This window comes from Brevundimonas sp., assembly GCF_032017145.1.
Taxonomy (GTDB): Bacteria; Pseudomonadota; Alphaproteobacteria; order Caulobacterales; family Caulobacteraceae; genus Brevundimonas.
Map to the genome: position 1 here is coordinate 1 of NZ_DALZQC010000075.1, position 17,473 is coordinate 17,473.

Sequence of the window (17,473 nt, forward strand, 5' to 3'; positions counted from 1 at the left end):
TCCTGCACCTCGCCGCAACCATCTTATGGATGCGATAAGTGTCCACAGAACCTAAGGCTAATCGACATTCAACTTTAATCGTCATTCCGGAGCTTCCGAAGGACGAACCCGGAACCCAGGGGGCGCACACCCTGACGTCGGATGCGTTCGGCGGCGCGACCTTAGCCCTGGGTTCCGGGTTCTTCGCTTCGCTCAGCCCCGGAATGACGATCTGATAGTTCGACCGACTGAATGTCGATTGAACCTAGTTCAGCTGCAACCGCACGCGCTCGAACGTCGTGTAGCGCCGGGCTTCCTCCGCCCCGTCCAGGCCGTGGGCGCGCGACAGGGCCTGGAGCGATCCGGCCAGGGCGCCTTGCTTTTCGCGGGCCGAGGCGACGTCCAGCCAGGGGCGGTGGTCCTCGGGGTCCAGCAGGGCGCGGCGCAGCGCCGACCGTTCCGCCGCCTCATAGTCGCGGTCCCGGATGGCCCGGCTGAACAGAACGTTCTGCAGCCGGATCAACGACTGCCGGTCTGTCACCGGCGCCATCAGTATGTCCAGCCGGTCCGCCACATGCGGCGTCAGCCCGGCGCGAAGGGCCCGGCGGGTCAGTTCGCTGGGCAGGATCAGCCGCCCCTGGCTGAAGGGGTCCAGGGCCACCGGCCCCTCCGCCGTCTCGACGCGGACCATGAAGTGGCCCGGAAAATCCACCCCGGCCGCCGCCACGCCCGCATGGCGCGCCGCGTGCAGATAAAAGACGGCCAGGGCGGCGGACAGGCCGCGTCGCCGCTCGGTCACCTGGATGATGTCGGTGTTGGCCGGGTGATCGTAGTGGATCAGGTCGCCGTTCAGCCGCAGGTCCGCGGACAGGGTCTCGGACAGGGCGTCGTCGGGGCTTTCACCGCCCAACCGCTCCTTCAGCCGCTCGCAGGCGTTCCGGGCCAGGGCGCGGGTCGGTTCGGGATCGCGCAGGGGATGGTCGTGAATGGCGCAGGCGATCGCGGCCTCCAGCAGGGGGAAGGCTTCGTCGTCGGCCTCCCCGGCCGCCGTCAGGATACGTTCGGCCTCCTCGCGGGTCATGCCGTTCCTTCAACCGCCTCGTTCGACGCCGCGAAGATGACGCGGAAAGCGCCAGGGAGCCAGCGCCACAATATCAATTCTCAAGTCCAGCCGTTGCAGGGTCGGGCGATTGCGCCGGATCGCCTCGCCCGCCGCGACCAGCCGGTCGAACTGGGCGGGCTTTAGCGCCAGTCGCGCCGACTGAATGGTGGCGCGTCGTTTGACCTCCACGACCGCCAGCACCCGGCCGCGACAGGCCAGAAGATCGATCTCGCCGGCCCGGCTCCTCAGGCGAAAACCCAGGATTCGATAGCCGCGCAGCATCAACCAGAAGGCCGCGACCCATTCCGCCGCATGGCCCGCCCGGAACGCCGTCCCGCCCTTCGCCTGACGCCACGCCGCCTTGGGACGACGAACCGGCGCGGGGCGGGCCAGCCGCTTCACTTGCCCTTCAGCTCCAGCGCGCGGCGATACAGGGTCTTGCGGTTCAGCCTCAGGGCCTTGGCGACCTGGGAGGCGGCGTCGCCGGTGGACAGGGTCTGCAGGGCGTCGATCAGGGCGGCGTCGGCGTCGGCTTCGGTGGCCTGAACCGCCTCGCCGGGGCCGACGATCACGACGATCTCGCCCTTGGGCGCATCCAGGCGCGGATCGACGGCCAATTCGTCAAGCGGGCCACGCACGCATTCCTCGTAGAGTTTGGTCAGTTCGCGGGCGACAGCCGCGGGACGCGGCCCGAGGACGGCGGCCATGTCGGTCAGGCTGTCCTTCAGGCGCGGCCCGCTTTCGAAGAAGACCAGGGTCTGGCGCTGGATCTTCAACGTCTCAAGCGCGGCGGTGCGCCCGGCGGTCTTGGGCGGCAGGAAGCCGGCGAACAGCACCCGGTCGGCGGGCAAGCCCGCGATGCACAGGGCGGCCAGCAGGCTGGACGGGCCGGGGATGGGATGGACAGGCAGACCCTCCGCAATCACCGCGCGGGCCACGACGAAGCCGGGGTCGCTGACGAGGGGCGTGCCGGCGTCCGACACCAGGGCCACGACCTGTCCCTCGCGCAGCCGGTCGATGGCCTGTTCGGCGGCGCGGCCCGACGCATGGTCGTCGCAGCGTTCCAGCCTGGCTTTCAGCCCATAGGCTGACAACAGTTTGGCGGTGACGCGGGTGTCCTCGGCCAGCACCAGATCGGCGGCGGCCAGAACGTCCAGCGCCCTCAGCGTCATATCGCGCAGGTTCCCGATCGGGGTGGCGACCAGATACAGGCCCGGCTCCACCCGCCGGGGCGGCGGGGCGGCCGGGGGAAAGACCGAGGCTTCGCTCAAGATTCGACCACGGCCGCCGGCGGACGCGGCGCCGAGGTCAGGCCCGATCCCTGGAAGGCGGGACCGGCGTCATAGGCGGCGAAGGTGGCGGCGGTGATGATCTCGCTGACCGAGGCGCCCAGGGACACGATCTGCACCGGCTTCTCCAGGCCGACCAGCAGCGGGCCGATCACGGTCGCGCCGCCCAGGGCCTGGACCAGCTTGGTCGAGATGGCGGCCGAATGGATGGCGGGCATGACCAGCACATTGGCCGGCTTGGTCAGGCGGTTGAAGGCGTAGGCGGGGTGGCCCTTGGGATCCAGCGCGACCTCGGGCGGCATTTCGCCCTCGTATTCGAAATCGACGCCCTTCTTGTCCAGGATGCGGATGGCCTCGCGAACCTTTTCGGCCCGGTCGCCGGGCGGGTTGCCGAAGGTGGAATAGGACAGGAAGCCGACGCGCGGATTGCGGCCCAGCTTGCGCACGGTCTCGGCCGCCTTGATGGCGATGTCGGCCAGTTCCTCGGCGTTCGGCAGTTCGTGGATGGTGGTGTCCGCCACGAACAGGGTCCGCCCCTTGGCCAGCAGGATCGACAGGCCGATCAGCGTGTCCTCGACGTCCAGCACGCGCTGGACCTCCTTCAGCGCCATGTTGAAGTTGCGGGTGACGCCCGCGACCATGGCGTCGGCCCGCCCTTTGGCGACCAGGGTGGCGGCGAAATAGTTGCGGTCCTGATTGATCATCCGCTGCACGTCCCGGCGCAGATAGCCCCGGCGTTGCAGCTTTTCGTACAGCCAGTCGGTGTCCTCGACATTGTTGGGCGAGACGCGGGCGTTGGTGATTTCGATGCCAAGGTCGTCGAAGTTCAGGCCCGCCTCGGCGGCGTTCTGGCGGATCAGATCCTCGCGTCCGACCAGGATCGGCGTGCCCAGCTCGGCCTGTTTGAAGCCCCAGGCGGCGCGGATGACGGCCGGCTCCTCGCCCTCGGCGAAGACGACGCGCTTGTCCGGTCCGCCGCGCACGGCCGAGTTGATCTTCTGCATCAGGGCGGCCGACGGATCGACGCGCGAACGCAGGGCGTTGCGATAGACGTCCATATCCTCGATCTGGACGCGGGCCACGCCCGTATCCATCGCCGCCTGGGCGATGAAGGGCGGGATGTACCAGATCAGGCGCGGATCGAACGGGGTCGGGATGATGTAGTCCGGGCCGAACTTCAGCTTGCGCCCGCGATAGGCGGCGGCCACCTCGTCCGGCACGTCCTCGCGCGCCAGCGCCGCCAAGGCCTGGGCGCAGGCGACCTTCATCTCGTGGTTCACCCGACGCGCGCGCACATCCAGGGCGCCCCGGAACAGATAGGGGAAGGCCAGGACGTTGTTGACCTGGTTCACATAGTCCGAGCGGCCCGTGGCGATGATGGCGTCCGAACGCACCGACTGGACGTCCTCGGGCGTGATCTCGGGATCGGGGTTGGCCATGGCGAAGATGATCGGATTGGGCGCCATGGACGCCACCATCTCCTTGGTGATCGCGCCCTTGGCCGACAGGCCCAGCACCACGTCGGCGCCGACCATGGCCTCGGCCAGGGTGCGGAACGGGGTGTCGGTCGCATGGGCGGCCTTCCACTGGTCCATGCCGTGTTCGCGACCCTTGTAGACCACGCCGTCGCGGTCGCAGATGACGGTGTTCTCGGGCTTGACTCCGGCCGCCTTCATCAGGGCGATGGAGGACAGACCCGCCGCCCCGGCGCCGGCCAGCACCACCTTGACCTCGTCCAGCTTCTTGCCGGCGATATGGACGGCGTTGATCAGGCCGGCGGTCGAGATGATGGCCGTGCCGTGCTGGTCGTCATGAAAGACGGGGATGTCCAGCAGATCCTGAAGTTCGCTTTCGATGACGAAACATTCGGGGGACTTGATGTCCTCCAGATTGATGCCGCCCCAGGTGTCGCCGATGTTCTTGACCACGGTGATGAACTCGTCCGGGTCGGTGGTCTTGACCTCGACGTCGAAGCTGTCGACGTCGGCGAACCGTTTGAACAGGACCGACTTGCCCTCCATCACCGGCTTGGACGCCATATGGCCCAGATTGCCCAGGCCCAGGATGGCGGTGCCGTTCGAGATGACGGCGACCAGATTGCCCTTGGCGGTATAGTCGTAGGCCTTGTCCGCATCCTCGGCGATGGCCAGGACCGGCACGGCTACGCCCGGCGAATAGGCCAGAGACAGGTCGCGCTGGGTCGCCATCGGCTTGGTCGGGGCCATGGAAATCTTGCCCGGCGTCGGGATGTGGTGGAAATCCAGGGCCTCCTGGTCGGAGAAGGTCTGTTTTTCGGTCTGATCGGGCATGGCTTCAGGCGTTTCCGGCGCGTCGTTCTGATTGGCTTTGTCTGTTCCTAAAGCGCGGGCGCAGGCGGGACAACCGGCCAGGCCCCATCGCGCGCCTGCCCGTCCTGACGGGCGACGCCGCCGAAGCCGGGGCCGCGCCGCGTCCAGCCTGTGCGAAAAAGGTGATCGGCGCGCGCCTGTCCGTGCGGATTTCCGCAAAGCGGCGCGTTTCAGAGGGCCAGCACGCCCGTGCGCTCGATCTCGACCGGCCCGGTCATCAGCACGTGATCGGTTTCGGCGTCCCAGTCGATGACCAGTTCGCCGCCGTCCACGACCACGGTCGCCTTGCGCTCGGTCAGGCCTCTACGCGCCGTCGCGACCAGGGCGGCGCAGGCGCCGGTGCCGCACGCCTTGGTCAGGCCCGCCCCCCGCTCCCAGACGCGCAGACGGATGTGATCCCGGTCTAGCACATTGGCGAAGCCGACATTGACCCCTTGCGGGAACAGCGGGTGATGCTCGACCAAAGAGCCCGAGCCGGTGACGAAGCCGTCGTCCTGGCGGTCGGTGAAGAAGACCACGTGGGGATTGCCCATCGAAACGGCGCCCGGCGTGTGCAGGACCGGATCGTCGATGGGGCCGACCTGCAGCTCGATCCCGCGCGTATCCATCTCTTCGGCCAGCGGAACCTGGGTCCAGTCCAGGCGGGGCCTGCCCATGTCCACCGTCACCCTGTGGTCGCCGGCGCGGGTCGCGACGGTCGGGCCGCCCGCCGTATCGATCACCACCCGATCCGCGCCGTTGGCCTGCATCAACAGCCAGCCGACGCAGCGCAGGGCGTTGCCGCAGGTCTCGACCATCGAACCGTCCGCGTTCCAGACCCGCATGAAGGCGTCGGCCGTTTCCGATGGCTCGATGGCGATCAACTGGTCGAAGCCTTCGCCCGTCGCGCGGTCGCCCAGCGCGCGAATCTGGTCCTCAGTGGGAGCGAACGGCTGTTCCAGCGCATTGACGACGACGAAATCGTTGCCGGCGCCGTTCATCTTGACGAAAGGACGGGTCATGCAGGCCATATAGGCGCAATCCCCGCGTCCCGGAAACCAGCGTGCCGCACACCGAAACCGACCCCAAGGACGACGGCCTGCGCCTGCGCGCGCGGCTGCGATACCTGTATCACGGTAGTCGGCCGGCGGCGGTGAAGTTCCGCCTGACGGTGATCGCCGTCGACTTCGCCATCATCGCCTTCTTCCTGGCCTCGCCGATCCTGAAGAACATGGGCTGGGCCTTCTATGCGCTGGACTATCTGGTGGCGACGATCCTGGGGCTGGATCTGGCGGCGCGGGCCTATGCCTATTCCGACATCAAGGACTGGCTGAAGCGACCCATCGTCTGGCTGGATCTGTTCATCCTGGCCACCCTGCTGTTCCCCGCCTGGCTGTTCAACCTGGGTTTCCTGCGGATGATGCGGCTGTGGACGGTGCTGAACTCGGACTTCTTCTGGCGCACCGTCGGGGCGCGGTTCGACGACACGCGGGTCGAGGGGATCGTGCGGGCCCTGTCCAGCCTGGTCACCTTCGTCTTCGTCACGACCGGCTTCGTCTATGCGACCTTCCTGGGGCATGACGGGATCGCCGGCTATGTCGACGCCCTGTATTTCACCGTGGCGACCCTGACCACGACCGGGTTCGGCGACGTGACCCTGCCCGGATCGATGGGCAAGCTGTTGTCCATCGCCATCATGCTGGTCGGCATCACCCTCTTCCTGCGTCTGGCCCAGGCCCTGATCAAGCCGCACAAGGTCCGCTATCCGTGCGAGGCCTGCGGGCTTCAGACCCACGATCAGGACGCGGTCCACTGCAAGGCGTGCGGCAATCTGCTGTGCATTCCCGACGAGGACTGAGCGCCCAGGCCGGGCCGGTGTGACAAAAGGGTTGGGCCGCCTGACTTGCCGCCGCCCGCGCCGCCGCTAAGGTGCCGGCTTCGTTCTCGGGGACTGTCCATGATCCGCTCTTCCGCCGTCGCGCTCGCGGCCCTTCTCGCCTCCACCAGCCTGACCTCGGTATCCATGGCCCAGACCCCCGCTGTTTCTCCCGCACCTGCTCCGGCTTCTGGCGGCTTCGCCTCCAGCGAGGCGACCGACCCCTACGTCTGGCTGGAGGATGTCGAGGGCGAGCGGGCCATGGCCTGGGTGCGCGAACACAACGCCCATTCGCTGGGCGTGCTTCAGGGCGATCCGCGCTACGAGACCCTGCACCAGCAGGCGCTGGAGATCGTGCAGTCGCGCGATCGCATCCCGTCGCCCGGCTTCACCCACGACGGCCATATCGACAACTTCTGGCAGGACGCGGACCATGTGCGCGGCATCTGGCGTCGCACCACGCTGGACAGCTATCGCACCGCGACGCCCGAATGGACGACGATCCTGGATGTCGACGCCCTGGCCGCCGCCGAGGGCCAGAACTGGGTCTATAAAGGCTCCACCTGCCTTCAGCCCGAAGAACGCTATTGTCTGATCAGCCTTTCCAACGGCGGCAAGGATGCGGTGACCCTGCGCGAGTTCGACAGCGTCGAGCGCAAGTTCGTCGAGGGCGGCATCGTCCTGCCGGAATCCAAGGGCGGCGCAGACTGGATCGACAAGGATACGCTTCTGGTGTCGCGCGACTTCGGCCCCGGCACCCTGACCGACTCCGGCTATCCGATGGTGGTCAAACGCCTGAAGCGCGGTCAGACCCTGGACCAGGCCGAAACCCTGTTCACCGGTGAACCGAGCGATGTTTCGGTGTCCGCCTACACCCTGCGCGACGCCGACGGGGTGCTGAAGGCCACCCTGATCAACCGTTCGGTGGACTTCTATTCGTCCGAGACCTGGCGGGTGGAGAATGACGGAACCCTGGTTCGCCTGCCGCTTCCGGCCAAGTCGGACATCGACGGCCTGGTCGACGGCCGCCTGATCGTGACGGTCAAGGAAAACTGGACCGCGCCCTCAGGCCAGGTCTTCCAGACCGGCGATGTCGTCTCCTGGCCGCTGGACGCCTGGCTGGCCGATCCCAAGACCATGGGTCAGGTGGTGCTGCGTCCCACCGAACGTCAGTCGGTCGAATCCATCCGCGCGACACGCCATCATCTGGTGGTCGCCCTTTATGAGAATGTGCGCGGATCGGTGCGCGTCTATCAGCCCGGCGACTGGTCCTATTCGACCCTGGCCCTGCCCCAGAACGTCTCGGTCGGCGTCGGCTCGGCGTCCGAGAAGGACGACCGCGTCTTCGTCAGCGTCACCGGCTATCTCAACCCGTCCAGCCTGTGGCTGGCGGATGCCGCGACCGGCGCGGTCGAGCAGGTCAAGTCCATGCCCGCCAAGTTCGACGCGGCCGGCATGACGGTGGACCAGCACGAGGCCCGCTCGGCCGATGGCACGATGATCCCCTATTTCGTGGTGCATAAGGCGGCCATGCCGCTGGACGGGTCGAACCCCACGCTGCTGTACGGCTATGGCGGGTTCCAGAACTCGCTGCTGCCCGGCTATTCGGCGACGGTGGGCAAGCTGTGGCTGGAGCGGGGCGGCGTCTATGTGATCGCCAATACGCGCGGCGGCGGCGAGTTCGGCCCCCGCTGGCACGAAGCCGCCCTGCAACAGAACCGCCAGCGCGCCCACGAAGACTTCCAGGCCGTGGCCCTGGACCTGATCGCCCGCAACATCACCAGCCAGCCCAAGCTGGGCGTCATGGGCGGCTCGCAAGGCGGCCTGTTCATGGGGGCGATGCTGACCCAGCGGCCCGATCTGATCAACGCCGCCGTCATCCAGGTGCCCCTGTTCGACATGCTGCGCTTCCACAAGCTGTTGGCCGGCGCCTCGTGGATCGGCGAATACGGCAATCCGGACATCCCCGAACAGCGCGCCTGGATCGAGCAGTATTCGCCCTACCAGAACCTGCGCGCGGGCCAGCCCTATCCGGAAGTCTTCATCCACACCTCGACCAAGGACGACCGCGTCCACCCCGGCCATGCCAGAAAGGCGGCGGCGCGGCTTGAGGAACTGGGCTATCCGGTCCTGTTCTATGAGAACGTCGATGGCGGCCACGCGGCCGGGGCGAACCTGCGTGAGACCGCACGTCGCCTTGCGCTGGAATACACCTATCTGTCACGTCGCCTGATGGACACGCCGGCGCAGCAGTAAGTCCGATCCTCCCCCGTGAGCGCTTGCGAACGGGGGAGGGGGACCACGAAGTGGTGGAGGGGGCTACCCCGCGCACCGCAACTGGTTCCGCCCCCTCCACCGCCTGACGGCGGTCCCCCTCCCCCGCGCCGCGGGGGAGGATCAGATTTTCGGAGTTCAAGCCATGCGTCACCTGATCCTGTCCGCCGCCATTCCGGCCCTTCTGCTGGGAGCGACGCCCGTGCTTGCACAGAACGCCACTCGCGAAGCTCAAGACAAGCCCGTCTGTTATGACTGTTCTGGACCAGATGGCGCTGCCTTGACCATGCAACTGCCCCCGCCCCACTTCCCCCGCGACCTGACCCCGGCCGGGGTCGCGGCCGCCGACGATCATCTGGCGCTGGAGCAGGTGGACGGGGCCGAGGCCATGGCCTTCGTCGCCGAGGAGAACAGAAAGTCGCTGGCCGTCCTGACCGGCGATCCGCGCTACGAGACCTTCCGAGCCGAGGCCGAGGCCATCCTGACCGCGACTGACCGCATCCCCACGCCCCGTTTCCTGGGTTCTGGCGTCGCCAACTTCTGGCAGGACGCCGCCAATCCCAAGGGCGTCTGGCGTCGCACGACGCTGGACAGCTATCGCACCGCGGCGCCGCAGTGGGAGACGCTGCTGGACATCGACGCCCTGTCCAAGGCCGAGGGCAAGGACTGGGTGTTCAAGGGCGCCGACTGCCTGGCGCCCGACGATGCGCGCTGCCTGATCATGCTGTCCGACGGCGGCAAGGACGCGGTGGTGGTGCGCGAGTTCGACATCCCGACCAAGCGGTTCGTGGACGGCGGCTTCAACCTGCCCGAGGGCAAGCACCGCATCGAATGGCTGGACCGCGACACCCTTCTGGTCGCCACCGACTTCGGCTCAGAGAACGGCAAGCCGACGATGACCGAGTCCGGCTACCCCTTCATCGTCAAGGCGCTGAAGCGCGGCCAGACCCTGGCCCAGGCGAGCGAGGTCTATCGCGGCGACCAGTCGGACGGCGGCTACGGCGTCAGCCCCGCCGTCTATCGCGACAAGGACGGCAAGGTCACGGCCGTCATCATCACCCGCCCGCTGGACACCTTCCGGTCGGAGACGTGGCAACTGACGGGGGACGGCAAGACCCAGAAGCTGACCCTGCCCGAGCGGGTCGGGATTTCAGGTGTAATCGACGGCCGTCTCGTGTTCTCGCCAGACCAGGCTTGGCGCTTTGACGGTCAGGACTACGCCGCCGGGTCGCTGCTCGCCTTGCCGATAGCTGTCTTGGGCGAGACGCGGATCGACATTCTGATCGACCGCGACCGCGCTGTCGTCTTCGAGCCGACCGCCCGTCAAGCGCTTCAGGGCGTCGCCGTCCTGTCCGACACCGTTGTTGCGGCCATTACGGACAATGTGGCCGGACGACTGATGAAATTCCGACCCGGTGCAACCGGTTGGACGGGGGCGTCAATCGCGGTTCCCGACAATCTCGCCGTCAGCCTGGGCGATAGCTCCAAATCGCGCGGCGAAGTCTTCGTTTCGACCCAGGGCTTCCTGGTGCCGCCGACCCTCAGTCTGGCCAATGTCGGCGCGGCGACCCTGGCCGAACTGAAATCCGCCCCGGCCAAGTTCGACGCCTCGCGCGACATCACCGAACAGTATGAGGCCACCTCGGCCGACGGGACCAAGATCCCCTATTTCATCACCCGTCCGCGCGACATGAAGCTGGACGGATCCAACCCGACCATCATGCTGGGTTACGGCGGTTTCCAGGTCAGTTTGAACCCGGCCTACAAGCCCGAGATGGGCAAGCTGTGGCTGGAACGGGGCGGCGTCTTCGTCCAGGCCAACATTCGTGGCGGCGGCGAGTTCGGCCCCGACTGGCACCAGGCGGCGCTGAAGGAAAACCGCCAGCGCGCCTTCGACGACTTCGCCGCCGTGGCCCGCGACCTGGAGCAGCGCGGCGTCACCAGCCCGCGTCGCCTGGGCATCTACGGCCGCTCGAACGGCGGGGTTCTGACCTCGGTATCCATCACCCAACACCCGGAACTGTTCAATGCGGCGGTGATCGAAAGCCCGCTGGTGGACATGCTGCGCTATCAGGACCTGCCCGCAGGCGCCTCGTGGATCGGCGAATACGGCGACCCGCGCATCCCGGCCGACGCCGACTTCATCGCCCGCTATTCGGCCTATCAGCAGCTTCGTCCCGGCGCCGCCTATCCGCGCGTCTATCTGACCACCAACACCCGCGACGACCGTGTCCACCCCGGCCATGCCCGCAAGTTCGCCGCGCGCCTGGGCGACCTGGGCTATGATCACATCTACTACGAGGACACGGCCGGCGGTCACTCCAACGACGCCGATCCGGTCGCCAACGCCCGCCGCTGGGCCCGCCACTATGTCTATCTCTCGCAGCAGTTGATGGATTGAGGCGGCCTCACGCACTTATGAGGCGCGGTCGCAGGCGGCGGGGATTAAGAACGAAGCCATGAAGACCAGGGGCTGGGTGATTTCGGCGACCATGACGGCCAGCGCATTGCTGGTCATGAGTTCGGCCGCCCAGTCTTCGGGCGCGACGGCGCATGGCGCGCGGGCCGAGCGCCTTCGCCCCTCCGCCGTCCGCAACGCCGCCCCGGTGGTGGTCGAACTGTTCACGGCCCAAGGCTGCGGCGGCTGTATCGAGGCCAATACGGCGGTGGAACGGGCGGCGACCGAGCCGGGCGTGATCGCCCTGACCTATGGCGTCGATTATTGGGACTATCTGGGCTGGACCGACACCTTCGCCCGGCCCGAATTTTCTCAACGCCAGCCAGCCTATCGGGCCGCCCTGCGCCAGCGTGGGGTCTCGACGCCCCAGGTGGTGATCGACGGCCGACGTCAGGTTTCCGGCGCCCACGGGCTGGAGCTGGAAGGCGCCATCGTCGAGGAAACCGCCCGCCAGTCCTGGCCGCCCCAGATCGAGTTCCGCGAGACCGGCGACCGCGTCGGCGTCGGCTCTGGCCGCGCGCCCGTCGGCGGGGCCGATGTCGTCGCCGTCACCTATACGCCGGGCGTCCAGACGGTGGAGGTCGCGCGCGGCGAGAACCGCGGCCGCGAAGTCCGTCACGTCAATGTCGTGCGCGAGGTGCGCCGGCTGGGCGAATGGCGCGGCCGTCCGGTCCTCTACGCCCTGCCTCCGGCGCGCGGGGGCGATGCGGTCGCGGTATTGATCCAGGGCAAGACCGACCGCCGCATCCTGGGCGCCGCCGTCCGCGACTAGGTTCAATCGACATTCAGTCGGTCGAACTATCAGATCGTCATTCCGGGGCTGAGCGAAGCGAAGAACCCGGAACCCAGGGCTGCGGTCGCGGTGCTGAACGCATCCGACGCCGGATGCGCGCCCCCTGGGTTCCGGGTTCGTCCTTCGGACGCCCCGGAATGACGATTTAAATTTGAATGTCGATTAGCCTTAGGCGCCGGCCTTCTTCGCAAAGGCCCAGGCCGCGTCGCTGAGCGGACCGACCTGGGCGGCCATGCTCCGGGCGTGGGCGCTGGCGGCCGTGCCATCGCGGACCCGGCCTGCGATGCCCTGACAGATGGCCGCCAGACGGAACAGGTTATAGGCGTACAGCCAGTCCAGGTTAGCCGGTTTCAGGCCCGTTCTGGCGGCATAGCGTTCGACCGTCTCCTCGACGGACGGAATGCCCAACGCCTCAAGATCGGCCCCCGCCAGACCGTTGCGCAGGCTCGCCGGAATGGCCCAGGCGATCAGCAGATAGGAAAAATCCGCCATCGGATCGCCCAGGGTCGACAGCTCCCAGTCCAGCACGGCGCGGACCTCGGCGCGGTCCGGCGCCAGGATCATATTGTCCAGTCGGAAGTCGCCGTGGACGATCCGGCTGGGCCCTTCGGGCGGCAGGCTGTCGGGCAGGAAGGCGATCAGACGATCCATAGCCGCGACGGGTTCGATCTCCGACGCCCGGTACTGTTTGGTCCAGCGCCCTACCTGCCGCGCGAAATAGTTTCCGGCCTTGCCATAGTCCGCCAGACCGATGGCGGCGGGATCGAAGGCGTGCAGCCGGGCCAGCGCATCCGTCTGGGCCTCATAGACGGCGCGCCGCTCGGGCGGCGTCAGGCCGGGCAGTTTCAGGTCCCAGAAGATGCGACCCTCGACCTTGTCCATCACATAGAAGATCGAGCCGATGACGCCTTCGTCCAGACAAAGGGCGTGGGGTTTGGCCACGGGGAACCCTTGGGCGGCCAGGGCGGAAATGACCTGATACTCGCGGTCCACCGCATGGGCGCTGGGCAACAGCACGCCGGGCGGCTTGCGTCGCAGGACATAGGCGGCGGTCGGGGTGGTCAGCTCATAGGTCGGGTTGGACTGTCCGCCCTTGAACTGGCGCACCGTCAGCGGACCGGCGTAGCCGGGGACGTGTTCGGTCATCCAGCCGTCCAGCGCGGCGTCGTCCAGTCGGTAGCGGGGATCGACCTCTCGCGTGCCGGAAAAGGCGGTCTGGGCGTCGAGGGTGGTAGCGTCGGTCATGGGCGGCCCAGTCAGTCCTGTTCGCGTTTCCTGTCGCCGTCCGGGTCTCAGGCCCGGTTCGGTGCGGCGATGATGGCGGCCTTCACCGCGCGACGCCAGCCGGAAAGCAGCCGCTCGCGCTCGGCCTTATCCATGCGTGGAGACCAGCGGGCCGGCGCCTCGGCCGGACGCGCCTTCAGATCAGGAACCAGATCGACGCCCAGGGCCGCCAGTCGCGCGGCGCCCAGAGCGGTCATCTCCTGAAAGGCCGGGCGTTCGACCTCGACCTGACAGATGTCGGCGACGAACTGCATGGCGAAACTGTTGGCGGTGACGCCGCCGTCCACCTTCAGCGTCTTCAGCGGCGGGGCGCCGTCCTCGGCCAGGGCGTCCAGCAGGTCGCGCGTCTGATAGGCCAGGGCCTCCAGCGCCGCGCGGACGAAATGGGCTGGGCCGGAATCTCGCGTCAGGCCGATGATGGTCCCGCGCGCTTCCGGCTCCCACCACGGGGCGCCCAGGCCGGTGAAACCGGGGACCAGATAGACGCCGCCGTTGTCCGGCAGGTCCTGGGCCATCGCTTCCGACTGGCGCGATTGCGAAATCATGCCCACCCCGTCCCTCAACCACTGGATCGCCGACCCGGCCGAGAAGATGGAGCCCTCCAGCGCATAGGCCGCGCGTCGGCCGGCCTGATAGCCCAGCGTGCCGAGCAGACGCCGTGTGGAGGCGACGGGCCGGTCTCCGACATTGGCGACCAGGAAGGCGCCGGTGCCGTAGGTGATCTTGGCGTCGCCGGGTTTCAACGCGCCGTGACCGACCAGAGCCGCCTGTTGGTCGCCCGCCGATCCGGCGATGGGCAAGGGGCGGCCGAACAGGGTCGCGTCGGTCTCGGCCATGACGCCCGCGCAGGGAACGATGGTCGGAAGGGCCATGCACGGCACGTCGAACAGGGCGCAGAGGTCGTCGCGCCACGCGACCGTCTCCAGGTCCATCAGGGCGGTGCGCGAGGCATTGGTGGCGTCGGTCGCATGAACCCTACCGCCCGTCAGTTTCCAGATCAGCCAGGCGTCGATGGTCCCCAGCTTGACCTCGCCCCGCGCCGCCCGCTCACGCCCGTCCGGAACGGCGTCCAGCAGCCAGGCGAACTTGGTCGCTGAAAAGTAGGGGTCCAGGATCAGGCCGGTCGCCGCCTGCACATGAGGCTCATGGCCTTGGGCGGTCAGGTGGGCGGTCACGTCGGCTGTGCGGCGGTCCTGCCAGACGATGGCGCGGTGCAGGGGCTCGCCGCTCGCCGCGTCCCAGATCACCGCCGTCTCGCGCTGATTGGTGATGCCGATGGCGGCGAAGCGGGCCACGCCGCCGGCCTTGCGGACGACCTCGCGGCAGATCTGAAGCGTCGCCGTCCAGATTTCGCCGGCGTCATGCTCGACCCAGCCGGAGCGTGGGAAATGCTGGGCCAGTTCGATCTGGCTGACGGCGACGGGACGCAGGTCGCCTGTCTCGCCCGACGCGGCGTTCGCCCCGATCTCGAAGGCGATCGCCCGCGTCGAGGTCGTGCCCTGGTCGATGGCGAGGATCAGACTCATGGATTTTCTCCCTGCGGCGGCTTGGGCGACGCCGACGTTGCGGTTTATGGGAGCATATGACCACGCACCGGCCCAGCTATGAAGGCGTTCTGGACGCCGCCCGCCAGATCCAGGGCGTCGCCGTCCGCACGCCCCTGATCGAGAACCCCGCCCTGAACGCCGCCGTGGGCGGCCGGGTTCTGATGAAGGCCGAGACGCTGCAACAGTCCGGCGCCTTCAAGTTTCGCGGCGCCTACAATCGCATCAGCCGGCTGACGTCGGATGAGAAAAGACGCGGCGTTGTGGCCTTCTCCTCCGGCAATCACGCGCAAGGCGTCGCCGCCGCCGCCGCCATGGTTGGCGCACCGGCCCTCATCGTCATGCCGTCGGACTCGCCCCGGGTGAAGGTCGATGGGGTGATCGCCTTGGGCGGCGAGGTGCGGATGTATGATCGCTGGACCGAAAGCCGCGAAGCCATCGGCGCCGCCATCGCCTCTGATCGCGGGGCCGTTCTGGTTCCGCCCTTCGACGACCCCTTCGTCATCGAAGGCCAGGGCACGGTCGCCCTGGAGGTTCTGGATCAGGCGGATGGGCCGCTGGACCAGCTGCTCTGCGGGGCGTCGGGTGGCGGACTGATGGCCGGGATCAATCTGGTGATGGCCGAACGCAGCCCCGCGACCTCTGTCCTGGTGGTGGAGCCGGAAGCTTTCGACGACACCGCCCGATCCCTGGCCGCGGGCGAACGGGTCGGACATCCCCAAGGGAGGCCGTCGATCTGCGACGCCCTGATGGCGCCGATGCCGGGCGAACTGACCTGGCCGATCAACCGGCGTCTCGCCGGCGCCGTCACCGTGTCGGACGCCGAGGTCGCCGAGGCCATGCGCTTCGCCTTCCGCCACCTGAAACTGGTGATCGAGCCGGGCGGCGCGGTGTCCCTGGCGGCGCTTCTGGCCGGCAAGGTCGAGACCCGGGGGCGCACGACCGCCATCGTCCTGTCCGGCGGTAACGTCGATCCATGTCTTTACGCCCAGATCATCGAAGGTCGTTTCGCCATCTGAGGGGTTTTCTTCGTCTCGCCGCTGGGTCAACCTCCCGCAAAACCAAAAAGGGAGCGAGGACACGATGACGCAGGCCAGTGAACTTCAGGCGCTGATCGGCCGTGAGGTGGGGCTGTCGAAATGGTTCGAGGTCGATCAGGCCCGGATCGACGCCTTCGCCGACTGCACCGAGGATCACCAGTTCATCCACATCGATCCCGAGGCCGCCAAGGCGACGCCGTTCGGCGGAACCATCGCCCACGGGTTCCTGACGCTGAGCCTGGCCTCGGCCATGAGCTATGACGCGGTGGCGCCCCTGGACGGGGTGATGATGGGCGTCAACTACGGCTTCGACAAGCTGCGGTTCCTGGCTCCCGTGCGCGCCGGATCGCGCATTCGCGGCCGGTTCAAGCTCCTTTCCGCTGAAGACAAGGGCGGCGGCCGCTGGCTGCTCAAGCACGAGCTGACGGTCGAGATCGAGGGCGAGGACAAGCCGGCCCTGATCGCCGAATGGCTGGGCATGCAGATGGTCCGGGCCTAAAAGGCCGCCGCCAGATGTCGCCAATGCTCGCTCAAGTTGGATGTGCCGGGGGGCGAAGATTGTGACGTTGGGGGGATCATAAGTCAGCGAAACTTCGACCAAGTTCCAAATTCGTCTGTAGCATCAACGTCACGGTGGCCGCAGAAACACCGATATCGGTCACGTTTCCGCCTCGACCTTCCAAGGCAAGGCTGGTAAGACCCGCCTAGGCGGTAGACCCGCCCCCTTATAAACAGAGGCGGAGGGATACCCCCTTATGCGTATGAAGACTTTCGTGCTGGCTTCCAGCGCAGCGGCCGCCCTGGCCCTGTCGGCTGGCGCCGCATCGGCGGAACCCAATGGTTGGTACGGCGCCATCGACGCCGGTTATCACACCATGGACGACATCACGGCCGAGTCGTCCACCACCGGCGCAAGCTGGAAGTATGAAGTGAACAACGGCTGGGCCGCCTTTGCGCGCCTGGGCTATCGCTTCAACCCCAATTGGCGTGTCGAGCTCGAAGGCGGTTACCGCTCGGGCGACATCGGCAAGATCCGCGCCGTTTCCGGCACGCAAGGTCTGTGCAACCTGACTCCGGCGACGGGCGGCTGCTTCTCGCCGGAAGGCGACATCGAATCCGCCACCCTGATGGCCAACGTCATCTATGACTTCGGCTACGAAGCCTGGGGCGTCCGTCCGTTCGTGGGTCTGGGCGCCGGTGTGAACCGCGTCAACGTCGACACGATCGGCTCTCTGCGCGCCAACCGTCTGGCCGGCTTCGCCATCGACGACACCTCGACCAAGTTCGCCGCTCAGGCGATCGCCGGTCTGGCCTGGGCGATCGGCGACCGCGCCAACATCGACCTCACCTACCGCTATCTGACGGGCGACGCCTCGTGGGATTCGACCACGGCCGGCACAGGCGTGGGCGCCACGCAGTTCGGCACCTGGGACGGCGACTACGACCAGTCGCACACCGTGACCCTGGGTCTGCGCTACAGCTTCGGCGCCGAAGACGCGCCGCCCCC

At 67.5% G+C, this 17,473-nt stretch carries 14 protein-coding genes; 7 read left to right on the plus strand and 7 right to left on the minus strand.

Annotated features, from left to right (window positions below; all coding sequences use genetic code 11):
• Window positions 1-244 precede the first annotated feature (244 nt).
• The 5 genes from RTU05_RS12435 to dapF form a co-directional block, all read right to left on the minus strand.
• A complete protein-coding gene (locus RTU05_RS12435) occupies window positions 245-1,060 on the minus strand; it encodes a transglutaminase family protein (protein WP_312598707.1) in 816 nt (271 codons plus the stop codon).
• A gap of 9 nt (window positions 1,061-1,069) precedes the next feature.
• Window positions 1,070-1,483: a YraN family protein gene (locus RTU05_RS12440; RefSeq protein WP_312598708.1), complete on the minus strand. Its 414-nt coding sequence runs from the start codon at window positions 1,481-1,483 to the stop codon at window positions 1,070-1,072.
• Window positions 1,480-2,352, minus strand: coding sequence for a 16S rRNA (cytidine(1402)-2'-O)-methyltransferase (gene rsmI / locus RTU05_RS12445; protein WP_312598709.1), 873 nt, complete (start codon window positions 2,350-2,352; stop codon window positions 1,480-1,482). Before rsmI ends, RTU05_RS12440 begins: the two co-directional genes overlap by 4 nt.
• A complete protein-coding gene (locus RTU05_RS12450; protein WP_312598710.1) occupies window positions 2,349-4,679 on the minus strand; it encodes an NADP-dependent malic enzyme in 2,331 nt (776 codons plus the stop codon). Before RTU05_RS12450 ends, rsmI begins: the two co-directional genes overlap by 4 nt.
• Before the next feature lie 209 nt (window positions 4,680-4,888).
• Window positions 4,889-5,719, minus strand: a complete 831-nt coding sequence (dapF, locus tag RTU05_RS12455) for a diaminopimelate epimerase (RefSeq protein WP_312598711.1) — start codon at window positions 5,717-5,719, stop codon at window positions 4,889-4,891.
• A 41-nt stretch (window positions 5,720-5,760) separates the two neighbouring features.
• Here dapF and RTU05_RS12460 point away from each other — a divergent pair, with 41 nt between their 5' ends.
• From RTU05_RS12460 to RTU05_RS12475, 4 genes are all read left to right on the plus strand, one after another.
• Window positions 5,761-6,555 (plus strand): ion channel, encoded by a 795-nt coding sequence (locus RTU05_RS12460; RefSeq protein ID WP_312598712.1) that lies wholly within the window; start codon window positions 5,761-5,763, stop codon window positions 6,553-6,555.
• A 99-nt stretch (window positions 6,556-6,654) separates the two neighbouring features.
• Entirely contained in the window at window positions 6,655-8,829 is a 2,175-nt protein-coding gene (locus tag RTU05_RS12465; RefSeq protein ID WP_312598713.1) for a prolyl oligopeptidase family serine peptidase, read from the plus strand.
• Window positions 8,830-9,133: 304 nt separating this feature from the next.
• Entirely contained in the window at window positions 9,134-11,248 is a 2,115-nt protein-coding gene (locus tag RTU05_RS12470; protein ID WP_409411627.1) for a prolyl oligopeptidase family serine peptidase, read from the plus strand.
• A 58-nt stretch (window positions 11,249-11,306) separates the two neighbouring features.
• Window positions 11,307-12,077: a DUF1223 domain-containing protein gene (locus tag RTU05_RS12475; protein ID WP_312598715.1), complete on the plus strand. Its 771-nt coding sequence runs from the start codon at window positions 11,307-11,309 to the stop codon at window positions 12,075-12,077.
• Between the two features lie 189 nt (window positions 12,078-12,266).
• Here the strand turns inward: RTU05_RS12475 and RTU05_RS12480 are convergent, their stop codons facing one another.
• Window positions 12,267-13,343, minus strand: a complete 1,077-nt coding sequence (locus RTU05_RS12480) for a phosphotransferase family protein (protein WP_312598716.1) — start codon at window positions 13,341-13,343, stop codon at window positions 12,267-12,269.
• A 47-nt stretch (window positions 13,344-13,390) separates the two neighbouring features.
• Complete coding sequence (gene glpK, locus RTU05_RS12485) at window positions 13,391-14,908, minus strand: glycerol kinase GlpK (protein ID WP_312598717.1); 1,518 nt, start codon at window positions 14,906-14,908, stop codon at window positions 13,391-13,393.
• Window positions 14,909-14,964: 56 nt separating this feature from the next.
• Here glpK and RTU05_RS12490 point away from each other — a divergent pair, with 56 nt between their 5' ends.
• The 3 genes from RTU05_RS12490 to RTU05_RS12500 all read left to right on the plus strand — a co-directional run.
• The gene (locus RTU05_RS12490) at window positions 14,965-15,945 is read left to right on the plus strand and encodes a threonine/serine dehydratase (RefSeq protein ID WP_312598718.1); all 981 of its coding nucleotides are present in this window, start codon (window positions 14,965-14,967) and stop codon (window positions 15,943-15,945) included.
• A 64-nt stretch (window positions 15,946-16,009) separates the two neighbouring features.
• The gene (locus RTU05_RS12495) at window positions 16,010-16,465 is read left to right on the plus strand and encodes a MaoC family dehydratase (protein WP_312598719.1); all 456 of its coding nucleotides are present in this window, start codon (window positions 16,010-16,012) and stop codon (window positions 16,463-16,465) included.
• Between the two features lie 256 nt (window positions 16,466-16,721).
• Window positions 16,722-17,473, plus strand: a 752-nt coding sequence (locus RTU05_RS12500) for an outer membrane beta-barrel protein (RefSeq protein ID WP_312598720.1), incomplete at its 3' end; no start/stop codon positions are given.